A 13,441-nucleotide genomic window follows, 5' to 3' on the forward strand; every position below is an offset into this window, starting at 1 on the left:
CCGAATGTCCCGAAGGGAAGAGCGGCGATGACTGAAAGCTCCCAGCGCACCAACCCCGACAGCGGCTCGGGCGGCAAGGCCCTCGGCAAGCGCGGCGGCGGCGACCCGGGCACCCGGGGCCGCACGACCATCGCCGACGGCGTCGTCGAGAAGATCGCCGGCATGGCGGCCCGCGACGTCTCCGGTGTCCACGCGATGGGCAGCGGCCTCTCGCGGACGTTCGGCGCGGTCCGCGACAAGGTCCCCGGCGGCGGGAAGTCCGTCACCCGCGGGGTGAAGGCGGAGGTCGGCGAGTCCCAGGCCGCCCTCGACCTGGAGATCGTCGTCGAGTACGGCGTGGCCATCTCCGAGGTGGCCCGCGACGTCCGTGAGAACGTCGTGGCCGCCGTGGAGCGCATGACCGGCCTCGAAGTCGTCGAGGTCAACATCGCGGTCAGCGACGTCAAGCTGCCCGACGAGGACGACGACGATGACCAGTCCGAACAGCGCGTCCAGTAGTCCTTCCGCATCTCCGTCGCACGGCGGCCGAGGCGCACGGCAATCGAGGAGAGAGACACGATGAGCATGGCTGTCGCCGGTCTGCTGGCCGGCATGGCGCTCGGATTCGCCGGATATTTCGGCGGATTCGGAGCCTTCGTACTGGTAGCCGCCCTGGGTGCGGTCGGCTTCGTCGCCGGTCGCTTCCTGGACGGTGACCTGGAGCCCGGCGACTTCTTCCGGAGTCGCGAGCGCGCCGACCGGCGACGGTGACGGCGGTGACCGGCCGGGTCGCCGCCGCCGAGCGGGGCGAGACCCGGATCGCCGACCGCGTCGTCGCCAAGATCGCCGCCCAGGCGGCGAAGGAGGCCGTCGACGACCCCCCGGCGGACGGGTCCTCGCCACGCGCGACGGTCACCGTTCACCGGGACGCCGCCCGGGTCCGGATCAGTCTGGAACTCGGCTACCCCAGCGACGTCGGCAGCCAGTGCGGCGCCGTCCGCCGCCGCGTCGCCCACCGGGTGCGGACGCTCGCCGGCATGGAGGTGCCCGAAGTGGCCGTGCAGGTCGAACGGCTGCACCCGACCGGAACGGGCGCCGCACAGGGGAGGATCCGATGACCGAGCCCGCCGAGCCGACCGGCTCCACCCGGCGGACGCCCACCGCCGAGCAGCGCGAGGACGACCCGACCGCGACCGCGCCCGGCGGCGACCGCGATCCGGTCCCGACCCTCGAACAGGGCGACGGAGGCCGGGCCGGCCGCTTCTGGTCCGCACGCCGCGTCCCGGCCGCCCTGCTGGCCCTCGTACTCCTGGGCGCGGCCGGGCTGCTGCTCTACGACATCGCAGCCGTCCGGGCCGACCACCCCGCCATGCGGTGGCGGCGCTCCCTCGCGGACGGCCTCGCCGAACGGCACCTCGACGACGTCGCGGTGCTGGTCGGGGCGGGGATCGCCGCGGCGATCGGCCTCTGGCTGCTCCTGCTGGCCCTCACCCCCGGACTGCGCGCCCTGCTGCCGATGCGCCGCGACCGCGCGGGCGTCCGCGCCGGGCTCGACCGCACCGCCGCCGCCCTGGTCCTGCGGGACCGGGCCGTGGAGGTGCCCGGGGTGCAGTCCGTCCGAGTCGGGGTGGGGCGCCGGAAGGCGAAGGTGCGCGCCCTCTCGCACTTCCGGGAACTCGACGACGTACGCGAGGACCTGAACTCCGTCCTGGAGAAGGCCGTACGGGAACTGGGCCTGGCCAGGGCCCCCGCCCTCTCCGTCCATGTGCACCGACCGCCGAAGAAGGGATGAGCCGCATGCGCTCCACCGTCAACCGGGTCCTGCTGGCCCTGGCCGGGCTGGTGCTGGTCGTGGTCGGCGGGGCCGTGCTCGCCGCGGGCCTCGGCGCGTCCGTGCCCGGCTGGTGGCCCTGGGACGGCAAGGGCGACGTGCTCCTCAGCACGGCCGCCCGCCAACGCTGGCGCGACGAGGGCTGGTGGTGGCCGACCGTGATCGCGATCCTCGCCGTCCTCGTGGTCCTCGCCCTGTGGTGGTTCCTGGCCCAGTTCCGCCGCGGCCGGCTCGCGGAGGTGCTGGTGGACAGCGGCGACGGCGAGGGGGCCCGGCTGCGGGGGCGCGCCCTGGAGGACGCCGTCTCCGACGAGTCCGGCGAACTGGACGGCGTGGCCCGCGCCCGGACGATGCTGACCGGCCGACGCACCGCGCCCCGGGCCCGCGTCCGGCTGCTGACGGAACCGCACGCCGCGCCCCGGGACACCCTGAACGCGGTCGCGGACGGAGCGCTGCGGCACGCCAGGGAATCGGCCGGCCTGTCCGAACTCCCCGCCGAGGTACGGCTCAAGGCCGTCAAGCACCGCGCGGCACGGGTGTCCTGACGCACCTGCCTCGTCCGCGCGGCACGGGTGTCCTGACGGCCCCGCCCCGTCCGCGCGGCGGACGGGGCGCCGGATGCGCCGCGCCGGTCCGTACGGGAACCGGCGCGGCACACCCTCGGGCAGCCCGGGAACGCGTCCGGCCGCTCAGAAGCCGTGCCGGGCCCCGCCGTCGACCGGGACCATGATGCCCGTGAGGTACGAGGCGGCGGGGGAGAGCAGGAAGGCCGCGGTCTTCCCGAACTCCTCGGGCGTCCCGTAGCGCCGCAGCGGAATCCGCGCCTCGTTCGCGGTACGGGCGGCCTCCGCGTCGCCGGACAGGGCGTCCAGCTCACGGACCCGGTCGGTGTCGATGCGGGCGGGCAGCACGCCCACCACCCGGATGCCGCGCGGCCCCAGCTCGTCGGCGAGCGACTTGGCGAAGCCCGCGAGACCGGGACGCAGCCCGTTGGAGATGGTCAGCCCCGCGATCGGCTCGTGGACCGACCCGGAGAGCACGAAGCCGATCACCCCGCCCTCGCCGAGCGCGGCCGCAGCCGTCCGGGCCAGTCGCACCGCCCCGAGGAACACCGTCTCGAACGCCGTCTGCCACTGGTCGTCCGTGTTGTCCGCGAGGAAGCCGGGGGCGGGCCCGCCGACGCTGACGAGCACGCCGTCGAACCGCCCGAAACGTTCCCGCGCGGTGTCCACCAGACGCTGCGCGGCGCTCGGGTCGGCGTTGTCGGCGGCGACCCCGACCACGTCCGGGCCCAGTTCCGCCGCGGCCTCCACCACGGACTTCTCGTCGCGGCCGGTGATGATCAGTTTCGCGCCGTCGGCGGCCAGCGCACGGGCCGTCGCGTTGCCGAGGCCCCGGGACGCTCCGGTGACGACGTAGACGCGGTCCTTCAGTCCAAGATCCATGGCCCTATCCTGCCGGGTCGTTCCCGGCCGGGTCGACCCCTGCCAGGTCGACCGCGGAGTTCACCAGACCGATGTGGCTGAACGCCTGGGGGAAGTTGCCGAGCTGCCGGCCCGCCGGGACGTCGTACTCCTCGGCCAGCAGCCCCAGGTCGTTGCGCAGCTCCAGCAGGTGCTCGAACAGCTCCCGCGCCTCGTCCGTCCTGCCGGTCCGGTGCAGGGCGTCGACCAGCCAGAACGAGCAGACGATGAACGCGCCCTCGTCGCCCGGCAGTCCGTCCACCGAGGCGCCCTCCGTGGAGTAGCGGCGGACCAGGCCGTCGCTGCCCAGCTCGGCGCGGACCGCGTCGACCGTGCCGACCACCCGCGGGTCGTCCGGCGGCAGGAACCCGGTCCGCACGATGAGCAGCGTCGCCGCGTCCAGCTCCCGCGACCCGTACGACTGGGTGAAGGTGTTCCGCTCGGGGTCGTACCCCTTCTCGCAGACCTCGGCGTGCACGGCGTCCCGCATCGCCCGCCAGCGGTCCGCGTCGCCGGGCAGTTCCGGGTTCTCCTCCAGGGTGCGCACGGCCCGGTCGGCGGCGACCCAGGCCATCACCTTGGAGTGGACGAAGTGCCGCCGGGCGCCGCGGATCTCCCAGAGCCCCTCGTCCGGTTCGCGCCAGCTCGACTCCAGGAAGCCGAGCAGGCTGAGCTGGAGGTTCCAGGCGTGCGACTTGTCGTCGAGCCCGGCCACGCGGGCGAGCCGGAGCGCGTCGATGACCTCGCCGTACACGTCGAGCTGGCGCTGGCGGACGGCCGCGTTGCCGGTGCGGACCGGGCGGGACTGCTCGAACCCGGCGAGCCAGGGCAGCTCCGTCTCGGGCAGCCGGCGCTCGCCCGCCAGCCCGTACATGATCTGGAGGTCCGCCGGGTCCCCGGCGACGGCCCGCAGCAGCCAGTCCCGCCACGCCTCCGCCTCCTCCAGATAGCCGGCGGAGACCATCGCGCCGAGGGTCAGGGTGGCGTCCCGCAGCCAGCAGAAGCGGTAGTCCCAGTTCCGTACGCCGCCGATCTCCTCCGGCAGCGAGGTCGTCGGGGCCGCCACGATCCCGCCGGTCGGGGCGTACGTCAGGGCCTTCAGCGTGATCAGCGAACGCAGCACGGCCTCGCGGTAGGGCCCGTCGTAGGTGCAGCGGTCCGTCCACTTCGCCCAGTCGTGCAGCGTGTGCTGGAGCGCCTTGTGCGGGTCGATCAGCTTCGGGCGCGGCGAGTGCGAGGGGTGCCAGGTCAGCACGAACGCCACGCTCTCGCCCTCGGAGACGGTGAACGAGGAGCAGGTGCTGAACTGCTGGCCCCACGTCTTGACCGGCGGTTCGCTGCGCAGCCACACGGAATCGGGACCGGCGACCGCCACCCGGTGGCCGTGCGACTTGCGCACCCACGGCACCACCGAGCCGAAGTCGAAGCGCAGCCGCAGCACCGAGCTCATGTCGACGGTGCCGCTGACGCCCTCGACGATCCGCATCAGATCGGGGGCCTTGTCGCGCTGCGGCATGAAGTCGACGACCTTCACCGTGCCGGTCCGGGTCTCCCAGTACGTCTCCAGGACCAGCGAGTCCTTCACGTACGCGCGCCGGGTGCAGACGTCCGACGGCCCCGTCCCCTGGGGCGCGATGCGCCAGTGGCCGTTCTCCTCGGTGCCGAGCAGGGCGGCGAAACAGGCTCCGGAGTCGAAGCGCGGCAGGCAGAGCCAGTCGACGGAACCGTTCCTGCCGACGAGCGCGGCGGTCTGGAGATCGCCGATCAGGGCGTAGTCCTCGATACGTGGGGTCACGCCAGGCGCTTTCCCGAACCGGGCCGATGTCAACCAGCCCGATGGTGTGCCGCTGACCTCACGCGCTCGCCGGCGCGGGCTCCTCGGCGGTCTCGGCGGTCCCGGCCGCCGTGGCCTCGGCGGCGGCCTGCTCGCGGTCGCGCTTCTCGCGGCGTACGAGGATGATCCAGCCGGCCGGGACGGCGGCGACGAACAGCCACCACTGCACGGCGTAGGCCATGTGCGGGCCGATCGAGCTGTCGTCGGGGCGGGCGATCTGCTCGGGCAGGTCGCCCGAGGGAGCGGGCTCGGTCTGCTCGACGTATCCGCCGAGGACCGTCCGGGACAGCAGCTGGGACTGCTGCTCGCTGTTGATCAGCATCACCTGCCGGTCCGGCAGCCCCGCCAGGTCCTTGATGCCGCTGCTGCCCGTCGTCTCGTCCGCCTTGAGCCGGCCGGTGACGGTCACCTCGCCCCGGGGCGCGGGCGGCACGTCGGGGTAGGCGGTCTGGTTGGGCGCGGCCGGGACCCAGCCCCGGTTGACCAGGACCGTGCCGCCGTCCTTGAGGTCCAGCGGGGTCAGGACGTGCACGCCGATGCGGTCGTCGTCCGAGGTCCGGCGGCGCACGACGACCTCGTGCTCGGTGTCGAACGTGCCCGTCGCGGTGACCGTCCGCCAGTAGTCCGAGCGGGGGACGGTGTGCCCGGGAGAGGTCAGCTCGGCGACCGGGACCGGCGGCGCGTCGAGGTTCCGCGAGATCAGCTCGTTCTGCTCGACCCGGTGCTCGTGCCGGTGGAACTGCCAGAAACCCAGCTCGATCATCGTCGGGATCAGCACGAGTCCGAGCAGGGTGAGAATCACCCACTGCCGGGTCAACAGGAAGCGGTACACCCCATGACCGTACAGCCGGGGCCATGGGGTGCGGCACTCAGGGGGCCTGCCGGAGCCATCCGGCAATGCGGCGGTGCGTCAGACTTTGTCCACGATGCCCGCCTTTCCCTCGGCGCGGGCGCAGTGGGCGCCGCAGTACCACTGCCCGTCGGCCTCGACGCCCTGCCCGATCACCTGGACCCGGCAGTGTTCGCAGATCGGCGCCATGCGGTGGATGGCGCAGGCGAAGCAGTCGAAGACGTGCACCCCGCCCTGCGCGTGGACCTCGAAGGACATGCCGTAGTCGTTTCCGCAAACCTCACAACGTGCCATGCGCCACAGGGTGGGACGCCCGGCGGCGGCGGGCGAGCGGCTGAGGGGCGAGTCGTGCCCGGTTCACTCCGATGACGGCGGGGGCGTCTGGCGGGGGAGCACGGCGCCCTCGGCGGGGGCCACGTCGCGCAACAGGTGGGTGAAGGCGCTCTCCTCCAGGATCGGCGTCCCGAACGCCTTCGCCTTCTGCGTCTTGGAGGTGGCCGCGTCCGGGTCGTTGGTCACCAGCAGACTGGTCAGCCGGGACACGCTGGTCGCCACGTGCAGGCCGGCCTCCACGGCCCGGTCCTCCAGCAGCTCCCGGTCCACGGAGGTGTCCCCGGAGAACGCCACGCGCATCCCCTGCCGCAGCGGCTTCTCCTTCTCGTACCGCCCCGGGTTGGGATACGGGCAGGCCGGCCGCTTGCGCGAGGGCCGCCAGGTGTTCGGCCGCCGCGAGGGCTGATACCCCACGCGCGGGGTGACGGGGGAGTCGGACCACTCGGTCAGCGGCCGGCACTCCAGCAGCGGCAGCCGCACGCCGCCCCGGGCCGCCGCGTGCAGACTCGGCCGGAACGCCTCGGCCAGCACCCGGGCGTCGTCGAGTGCGTGGTGGGCCTGCTGCTGGACGACGCCGAAGTGCGCGGCGAGGGAGGCCAGCTTGTGGTTGGGCAGCGGCAGCCGCAACTCCTTGGCCAGCGCGATGGTGCACAGCCGCTGCTGGACCGGGGCGACGACCGAGGCCCGCGCGTACTCCCGGGCGATCATCGACCAGTCGAACGCCGCGTTGTGCGCGACGAGCACCCGGTCGGCGAGCCGCTCCGACAACTCGGCGGCCACCTCCGGGAAGAGCGGGGCGCCCTCCAGCACCTCGCTCGTCAGCCCGTGTATCCAGACGGGCCCGGGATCGCGCTCCGGGTTGACCAGCGTGTACCAGTGGTCCTCGACGTCACCCAGGGCGTCCAGCCGGTAGACGGCGGCGGACACGATCCGGTCGTCCCGGGCGAGCCCGGTGGTCTCCACGTCGACGACCGCGTACCCCTGGGGGTAGGCGGTCGGCCACGGCGCGGCTGTCTGGCGGTCGTCGAGCATGGTCACAGAGAATACGGGCCGCGACTGACAGGGCCCTATTCGGTGGTCGGCGCCCGGGCCGCGCGGCCCGGCTCCACGGGCCGGGGGAGGCGGACGGACCGGGGCCGTGGCCACGCCCGCGTCCGGCCCGGGGAGGGGGCGGGAGGAAGAACGCCCGTACGGGAAAGGCGCGTTGCTCTCCTTCCGCGAGCCCGTCCGGCAGCTCCCGCCGTCCGACCGGTTGGCAGAAGGTGCCAAAGACTGCTGACAGCAGGTCTCGCATACTTGTCGGTAACAACCCCTAGCCCTCACCGACCCACGGCCCTACGGTGCTCGCATGGAGCCGAACCTGCCCGATGTCGTGCTGTGGTCAATACCGGCCTTCGTGCTGCTCACCGTGATCGAGATGGTCAGCTACCGCCTCCATCCGGACGAGGACGCCGCCGGGTACGAGACGAAGGACGCCGCCACCAGCGTCACCATGGGGCTCGGCAGCCTCGGGTTCGACCTGCTGTGGAAGATCCCCATCCTGGCCATCTACATGGCGGTCTACGAACTGACGCCCCTGCGGGTGCCCGTGCTGTGGTGGACCGTGCCGCTGATGCTCCTCGCCCAGGACTTCTTCTACTACTGGTCGCACCGCGGCCACCACGTGATCCGGATCCTGTGGGCCTGCCACGTGGTCCACCACTCCAGCGAGAAGTTCAACCTCACCACCGCGCTGCGCCAGCCCTGGACCTCCGCGACCGTCTGGCCGTTCTACCTGCCGCTGATCGCCTGCGGCGTGCACCCGGCGGCGCTCGCGTTCTGCCAGTCGGCCAACCTCGTCTACCAGTTCTGGGTGCACACCGAGCGGGTCGGCAAGCTGCCGCGCCCCTTCGAGTACGTCCTCAACACGCCTTCCCACCACCGCGTCCACCACGCCTCGCAGGGCGGCTACCTGGACCGCAACTACGGCGGCATCCTGATCGTCTGGGACCGGATGTTCGGGTCCTTCGCGGCGGAGGTCGAGCGGCCCGTCTACGGGCTCACGAAGAACATCTCCACCTACAACCCGCTGCGCGTCGCCACCCACGAGTACGCCGCCATCGCCCGGGACATCCGCGCCGCCGACACCTGGAGCGAGCGGGCCGGACGCGTCTTCCGGGGGCCGGGCTGGCAGCCGGCGGCGAAGGCGGCCGCGAAGGTGGCGGCCGCGCCGGTCGTGGCGGCGCCCGCGACGCATGCCCCGGCGGTGCCCGTCACGCCCGGCGCGGCGGCACCCGCCCCGGCGTCCGTACCAGCCGCACCGGCACCCGTACAGGCCAAGGCTCCCGCGCCGGCGTCCGTACCAGCCGCACCGGCACCCGTACAGGCCAAGGCTCCCGCGCCGGAGCCCGCCCCGTGACCGCCACCTCCGCGCGCCCCGGCCCCACCCGGGCCGGCGGGCGCGCCGAACGCTTCGCCCGTCCCGCGCTCCTCGCCTTCCTGCTCGCCGCGGCCGCCGACCTGGCCGGGCTGCTCGCCGGGGCCGGGACCGTCCACCTGGTCGCCAAGCCGCTGCTGATGCCGCTGCTCGCCCTGTACGCGGCTCTGCGCGGCGGTCCGCGCCTGCTCGTGGCGGCGCTGCTGTTCGGGTGGGGCGGCGATGTGTTCCTGCTCGTCGACGACGACCTGGCCTTCCTCGTCGGCATGGGCTCCTTCGCCGTCGGCCACGTCTGCTACCTGACGCTGTTCGCGCGGGGCGAGGGCCGCGGCCGGGCCCCGGCGGCCCTCGCCACGAGGGCCGGGTACGCCGTCGTCCTCGCCGTCTTCCTGGTGCTGATCTGGCCGGACCTCCCGGCGGACCTGCGTGCCCCGCTCACCGGCTACAGCCTGCTGCTCACCGCGGTGGCCTGGCGGGCCGGCGTGTTCGGGGCGTACGCGGCGGCGGGCGGGGCGCTCTTCCTGCTCTCCGACGCCCTCATCGCCACCGGCATCGCCGAGTGGCCGCAGGCGCCCGCCCCCGACTTCTGGGTGATGCTCACCTACATCGCCGCCCAGGCCCTGCTGGCCCACGGGGTGCTCACCGGCGCCGGACGGACGCCTCCGCCGCGTCCCGGCCCCGAGACCGTCTGACCTCGCCCCGCGACCGTACGGGGAACGCCCGAGGGGCCCGGGGAGAGTGATCTCCCCGGGCCCCTCGGCCGTACCGTGACGTGCCGTTACCAGCGCACCGCGTCCAGCGCGTCGACCACTCCGGCCCCGTAGAAGCCGTTGTAGCTCTTGCCGCCCTCGCAGACCGCGTCGATGACGCCGTCCCCGTTGATGTCGTACGGCTCACCGCACGCCTTGGCGTCCGCCTCCACCGTCAGCAGCGCCTTCACCGCGGCCGGCGGGGCGTAGGGGTGCTTCGACTTGATCAGCGCGACGACGCCCGCGACGTGCGGGGACGCCATCGACGTACCGGCCTTGTAGCCGTACCTGCCGCCGGGCAGCGTGGAGAGGATCAGGCCGTTGACGGCGGGCGGCTCGGGCGTCTGGTAGATCGTCGAGTCACCGCCCGGGGCCGCCACGTCGATGACGCCCCTGCCGTAGTTCGAGTACGAGGACTTGAGGCCCTTCGCGCCCGTGGCGGAGACCGTCACGACGCCCGGCAGCATGGTCGGGATGTCCGGGCACGCGCTCGGGTCGACCGTCCGCGTGACCGTCTCGGAGTCGTTCGGGCTGGTGGTGTCCTCGATCGCGTCGGACGCCAGGTCCTGGCGGGAGTTCCCCGCCGCCGCGACGTTGACCGTGCCCTTGCGCTCCGCGTACTTCACGGCGCGGGTGAGGGCGTCGACCAGCGCGCCCTGGTCCGGGTCGTTCTTGCAGTTGAACAGCCACGGGTCGGTGTAGTAGCTGTTGTTGGTCACCTCGACGCCGTGCTCGGCGGCCCAGAGGAACCCGCAGACGACGGCCTCGGTGTAGAAGAACCCGTCCGGGTTGGACACCTTGATGCCCGACACCTTGACGCCCGGGGCGACGCCGGTGACGCCGACGCCGTTCTTCGCGGCGGCGATGGTGCCCGCCACATGGGTGCCGTGGTCGCTCTCGCCCGCCGCCGGGCGCCAGGAGCCGGCGGTGGTGTCCGGAGCGCCCGACACGCAGTTGGCCGAGGCGCGGCTGTCGAAGTTGGGGGCCAGGTCCGGGTGGGTGTCGTCGACGCCCGTGTCGATGACGGCGACCGTCACCTTCTTCGACCCCAGCGACTTCTTGTGCGCCTGGTCCGCCTTGATCGCGGGCAGCGACCACTGGAGCGGCTCCAGCGGGTCCTCGTCGGCCTTCGCGTCCGCGGCGGCGGCCGCCGCCTGCTCGGCGGTGAGCGGCTCCGCTATCGAGCCGACGTCCTTGGTGGCCTGCGGCACGATCGGGTTCGTCCGGGTCGCGCCCGCCGACTCCACGCCGCGGACGCGGCGGATCGTTTCGCCGAACGCCGGGTTCTGCGAGTGGACGACGATGACGCCGATCTGCTCGTAGGCGATGACGACTGTGCCACCGGCCTTGGCGATCGCCTTCTCGACGTCCTTGACGGTGCTGTGGCCGCCCCGCGTGTTGACCACGTAGGACAGCTTCGGACCGTCGGTCCGCACGCTCGCGGAAGCCGGCTCGCCGGTGGGCGCCGCCGTGGCCGTCGCCGTCGGCAGGAAGCCGAGCGAGGCCGTCAGCGCGAGTCCGACGGGAACCGCGAGTGCGCGGGTCCGTCTCGATGACAGATGAGCCATGGGTTCTCCACATCATCCGTGCCGAACGACCGGACACCTGGCGTGTTCGGTCGCGTACATGACGAGTGAAGCTATCGCCGATCATCCCGGCGCATCAACGTTTCCGGGCAAGTGAGTTCGAAGAGTGACTGATGCGGCCGAACGCGAACGGGTGACGCCGAGGCGACCGGACGGGCCGCGACGCCCCCGAGAAGGCGAAACACCCCGCGGCGAGAAGGCGAAAGACGCGGTGAACCGCTTCGTCACGCCCTCCGTGCCGTTGTCCAGGAGGCACATCACCGTCCCCCGGTAACGAGGCTTCCTTGACACCCACCGCACCCCAGCCCACCGCACCCGCGTCGCGAGGAGAATCCGTGGCTACCGATGCACCGCCGCCCGAGGGCACATCGCCCGGCGGACCCGCCCAGCCCACCACCGAGGCGTTCGTCGCGATGCAGGCGAGCCCGGAATTCGCCGACCTCCGCCGCTCCCACCGGTCCTTCGCCTTCCCGCTGACCATCGCGTTCGTGACCTGGTACCTGCTGTACGTCCTGCTCTGCAACTACGCGGGCGGGTTCATGGCCACCAAGGTCGTCGGCAACATCAACATGGCGCTCGTCCTCGGCCTCGCCCAGTTCGCCACCACCTTCCTCATCGCCTGGCTCTACTCGCGGCACGCCGCCACCAAGCTCGACCCGAAGGCCGAAGCGATCAAGTCCCGTATGGAGGCCGACGTATGAGCGCCGCCCACACCCTCCACCCCGCCGTCCAGCTCGCCGCCACCGAGGGGGCGAGCGAGCACCGGCCGCTGATCATCACCCTGTTCGCCGCCTTCGTCGTGGCGACCCTCTTCATCACCGTCTGGGCCGGCCGCCAGACCAAGAGCGCCTCCGACTTCTACGCGGGAGGCCGCCAGTTCACCGGATTCCAGAACGGACTCGCGGTCTCCGGCGACTACATGTCCGCCGCGTCCTTCCTCGGCATCGCCGGAGCCATCGCCCTCTTCGGCTACGACGGCTTCCTCTACTCCATCGGCTTCCTGGTCGCCTGGCTCGTCGCCCTGCTCCTGGTCGCCGAACCGCTGCGCAACTCCGGCCGCTACACCATGGGCGACGTCCTCGCCTACCGGATGCGCCAGCGCCCCGTCCGCACCGCCGCCGGCACCTCCACGATCGTCGTCTCGATCTTCTACCTGCTGGCTCAGATGGCCGGCGCGGGCGTCCTCGTCTCGCTGCTGCTCGGCATCACCAGCGACGCCGGGAAGATCCTGATCGTCGCCCTGGTCGGCGTGCTCATGATCCTCTACGTCACCATCGGCGGCATGAAGGGCACCACCTGGGTGCAGATGGTCAAGGCCGTCCTGCTCATCGCGGGCACCCTGCTCATCACCTTCCTGATCCTGCTGAAGTTCAACTTCAACATCTCCGACCTGCTCGGCACCGCCGCCAGCAACAGCGGCAAGGGCGCGGCCTTCCTGGAGCCCGGTCTGAAGTACGGCGCCACCGGCGTCTCCAAGCTGGACTTCATCTCGCTCGGCATCGCCCTGGTCCTCGGCACCGCCGGACTGCCGCACATCCTGATCCGCTTCTACACGGTGCCCACCGCCAAGGCCGCCCGTAAGTCCGTGAACTGGGCGATCGGCATCATCGGCGCCTTCTACCTGATGACGATCGTGCTCGGCTTCGGCGCCGCCGCGATCCTCAAGCCCGGCGACATCATCGCCTCCAACAAGGCGGGCAACACCGCGGCGCCGCTCGCCGCACTGGAGATCGGCGGCGGCTCCGGATCCACCGGCGGCGCCATCCTCCTCGCGGTGATCTCCGCCGTCGCCTTCGCCACCATCCTGGCCGTCGTCGCCGGACTCACCCTCGCCTCCTCCTCGTCCTTCGCCCACGACATCTACGCCAACGTCATCCGCAAGGGACAGGCCACCGAGAAGGAGGAGGTCCGCGCCGCGCGCTGGGCCACCGTCGCCATCGGCATCGTCTCCATCGCGCTGGGCGCCCTCGCCCGCGACCTCAATGTCGCCGGACTCGTCGCCCTGGCCTTCGCGGTCGCCGCCTCCGCCAACCTGCCGACGATCCTCTACAGCCTCTTCTGGAAGCGGTTCACCACCACCGGGGCCCTCTGGTCCATCTACGGAGGTCTCGCCTCCTCCGTCCTGCTGGTGCTGTTCTCGCCGGTCGTCTCCTCCAAGCCGACCTCGATGTTCCCCGACGTCGACTTCGCCTGGTTCCCGCTGGAGAACCCCGGCCTGATCTCGATCCCGCTCGGCTTCCTGCTCGGCTGGATCGGATCGCTGCTCTCCAAGGAGAAGCCCGACGCCGACAAGTACGCCGAGCTGGAGGTCAAGTCCCTCACCGGCATCGGGGCCCACTGACGGACCCGACGGCGACCCCGGCACCGGGGCGCTTTTTGGGGCGACGCCGGCGACGTCTC

General features: G+C 72.4%; 15 protein-coding genes. 9 read left to right on the forward strand and 6 right to left on the reverse strand.

What is annotated here, in order from left to right; genetic code table 11:
• Positions 1 to 27 precede the first annotated feature (27 nt).
• Genes IF19_RS0123740 through amaP form a run of 5 tightly spaced genes read left to right on the forward strand, consistent with a single transcriptional unit; the run spans position 28 to position 2,355 of the window.
• Positions 28 to 498, forward strand: a complete 471-nt coding sequence (locus IF19_RS0123740) for an Asp23/Gls24 family envelope stress response protein (protein ID WP_030117411.1) — start codon at positions 28 to 30, stop codon at positions 496 to 498.
• 60 nt (positions 499 to 558) lie between these two features.
• Entirely contained in the window at positions 559 to 750 is a 192-nt protein-coding gene (locus IF19_RS0123745; protein ID WP_030117412.1) for a hypothetical protein, read from the forward strand.
• Entirely contained in the window at positions 747 to 1,097 is a 351-nt protein-coding gene (locus IF19_RS0123750) for an Asp23/Gls24 family envelope stress response protein (protein WP_030117413.1), read from the forward strand. The genes IF19_RS0123745 and IF19_RS0123750 overlap by 4 nt, the downstream gene beginning before the upstream one ends.
• The gene (locus IF19_RS0123755; RefSeq protein WP_030117414.1) at positions 1,094 to 1,771 is read left to right on the forward strand and encodes a DUF6286 domain-containing protein; all 678 of its coding nucleotides are present in this window, start codon (positions 1,094 to 1,096) and stop codon (positions 1,769 to 1,771) included. The genes IF19_RS0123750 and IF19_RS0123755 overlap by 4 nt, the downstream gene beginning before the upstream one ends.
• Positions 1,772 to 1,776: 5 nt before the next feature.
• Complete coding sequence (amaP, locus tag IF19_RS0123760; RefSeq protein WP_030729704.1) at positions 1,777 to 2,355, forward strand: alkaline shock response membrane anchor protein AmaP; 579 nt, start codon at positions 1,777 to 1,779, stop codon at positions 2,353 to 2,355.
• 144 nt (positions 2,356 to 2,499) lie between these two features.
• Here the strand turns inward: amaP and IF19_RS0123765 are convergent, their stop codons facing one another.
• From IF19_RS0123765 to IF19_RS0123785, 5 genes are all read right to left on the reverse strand, one after another.
• A complete protein-coding gene (locus IF19_RS0123765; RefSeq protein WP_030117416.1) occupies positions 2,500 to 3,255 on the reverse strand; it encodes an SDR family oxidoreductase in 756 nt (251 codons plus the stop codon).
• A gap of 4 nt (positions 3,256 to 3,259) precedes the next feature.
• Entirely contained in the window at positions 3,260 to 5,068 is a 1,809-nt protein-coding gene (locus IF19_RS0123770; protein WP_030117417.1) for a glycoside hydrolase family 15 protein, read from the reverse strand.
• 58 nt (positions 5,069 to 5,126) lie between these two features.
• Complete coding sequence (locus IF19_RS0123775) at positions 5,127 to 5,939, reverse strand: SURF1 family cytochrome oxidase biogenesis protein (protein ID WP_030117418.1); 813 nt, start codon at positions 5,937 to 5,939, stop codon at positions 5,127 to 5,129.
• Between the two features lie 78 nt (positions 5,940 to 6,017).
• Complete coding sequence (locus IF19_RS0123780; protein WP_032748269.1) at positions 6,018 to 6,251, reverse strand: hypothetical protein; 234 nt, start codon at positions 6,249 to 6,251, stop codon at positions 6,018 to 6,020.
• A 63-nt stretch (positions 6,252 to 6,314) separates the two neighbouring features.
• Positions 6,315 to 7,328, reverse strand: coding sequence for a DEDDh family exonuclease (locus tag IF19_RS0123785; RefSeq protein WP_030196390.1), 1,014 nt, complete (start codon positions 7,326 to 7,328; stop codon positions 6,315 to 6,317).
• 310 nt (positions 7,329 to 7,638) lie between these two features.
• On the opposite strand from IF19_RS0123785, the gene IF19_RS0123790 reads away from it, so the two are divergent.
• Positions 7,639 to 8,688 carry a sterol desaturase family protein gene (locus IF19_RS0123790; RefSeq protein ID WP_030277482.1) on the forward strand — a complete coding sequence of 350 codons (1,050 nt, stop codon included), beginning with the start codon at positions 7,639 to 7,641 and terminating at the stop codon, positions 8,686 to 8,688.
• Positions 8,685 to 9,398 carry a lysoplasmalogenase gene (locus IF19_RS0123795; protein WP_030117423.1) on the forward strand — a complete coding sequence of 238 codons (714 nt, stop codon included), beginning with the start codon at positions 8,685 to 8,687 and terminating at the stop codon, positions 9,396 to 9,398. The genes IF19_RS0123790 and IF19_RS0123795 overlap by 4 nt, the downstream gene beginning before the upstream one ends.
• Before the next feature lie 86 nt (positions 9,399 to 9,484).
• Here the strand turns inward: IF19_RS0123795 and IF19_RS0123800 are convergent, their stop codons facing one another.
• The gene (locus IF19_RS0123800; protein WP_030196402.1) at positions 9,485 to 11,023 is read right to left on the reverse strand and encodes a S8 family peptidase; all 1,539 of its coding nucleotides are present in this window, start codon (positions 11,021 to 11,023) and stop codon (positions 9,485 to 9,487) included.
• A 353-nt stretch (positions 11,024 to 11,376) separates the two neighbouring features.
• Between IF19_RS0123800 and IF19_RS0123805 the strand changes: the two genes are divergently transcribed.
• Together IF19_RS0123805 and IF19_RS0123810 are read left to right on the forward strand one after the other, a co-directional pair.
• The gene (locus IF19_RS0123805; protein ID WP_030117426.1) at positions 11,377 to 11,742 is read left to right on the forward strand and encodes a DUF485 domain-containing protein; all 366 of its coding nucleotides are present in this window, start codon (positions 11,377 to 11,379) and stop codon (positions 11,740 to 11,742) included.
• Positions 11,739 to 13,382: a solute symporter family protein gene (locus tag IF19_RS0123810; protein ID WP_030117427.1), complete on the forward strand. Its 1,644-nt coding sequence runs from the start codon at positions 11,739 to 11,741 to the stop codon at positions 13,380 to 13,382. Before IF19_RS0123805 ends, IF19_RS0123810 begins: the two co-directional genes overlap by 4 nt.
• Positions 13,383 to 13,441: the final 59 nt, after the last annotated feature.

This window comes from Streptomyces californicus, assembly GCF_000717645.1.
GTDB lineage: Bacteria > Actinomycetota > Actinomycetes > Streptomycetales > Streptomycetaceae > Streptomyces > Streptomyces californicus.

What these genes read in the sequence shown, in the direction of transcription:
- IF19_RS0123740 (WP_030117411.1), top strand. Translation starts at nt 28, where the DNA reads ATGACTGAAAGCTCCCAGCGCACCAACCCCGACAGCGGCTCGGGCGGC.
- IF19_RS0123745 (WP_030117412.1), top strand. Translation starts at nt 559, where the DNA reads ATGAGCATGGCTGTCGCCGGTCTGCTGGCCGGCATGGCGCTCGGATTC.
- IF19_RS0123755 (WP_030117414.1), top strand. Translation starts at nt 1,094, where the DNA reads ATGACCGAGCCCGCCGAGCCGACCGGCTCCACCCGGCGGACGCCCACC.
- amaP (WP_030729704.1), top strand. Translation starts at nt 1,777, where the DNA reads ATGCGCTCCACCGTCAACCGGGTCCTGCTGGCCCTGGCCGGGCTGGTG.
- IF19_RS0123765 (WP_030117416.1), bottom strand. Translation starts at nt 3,255, where the DNA reads ATGGATCTTGGACTGAAGGACCGCGTCTACGTCGTCACCGGAGCGTCC.
- IF19_RS0123780 (WP_032748269.1), bottom strand. Translation starts at nt 6,251, where the DNA reads ATGGCACGTTGTGAGGTTTGCGGAAACGACTACGGCATGTCCTTCGAG.
- IF19_RS0123790 (WP_030277482.1), top strand. Translation starts at nt 7,639, where the DNA reads ATGGAGCCGAACCTGCCCGATGTCGTGCTGTGGTCAATACCGGCCTTC.
- IF19_RS0123800 (WP_030196402.1), bottom strand. Translation starts at nt 11,023, where the DNA reads ATGGCTCATCTGTCATCGAGACGGACCCGCGCACTCGCGGTTCCCGTC.
- IF19_RS0123810 (WP_030117427.1), top strand. Translation starts at nt 11,739, where the DNA reads ATGAGCGCCGCCCACACCCTCCACCCCGCCGTCCAGCTCGCCGCCACC.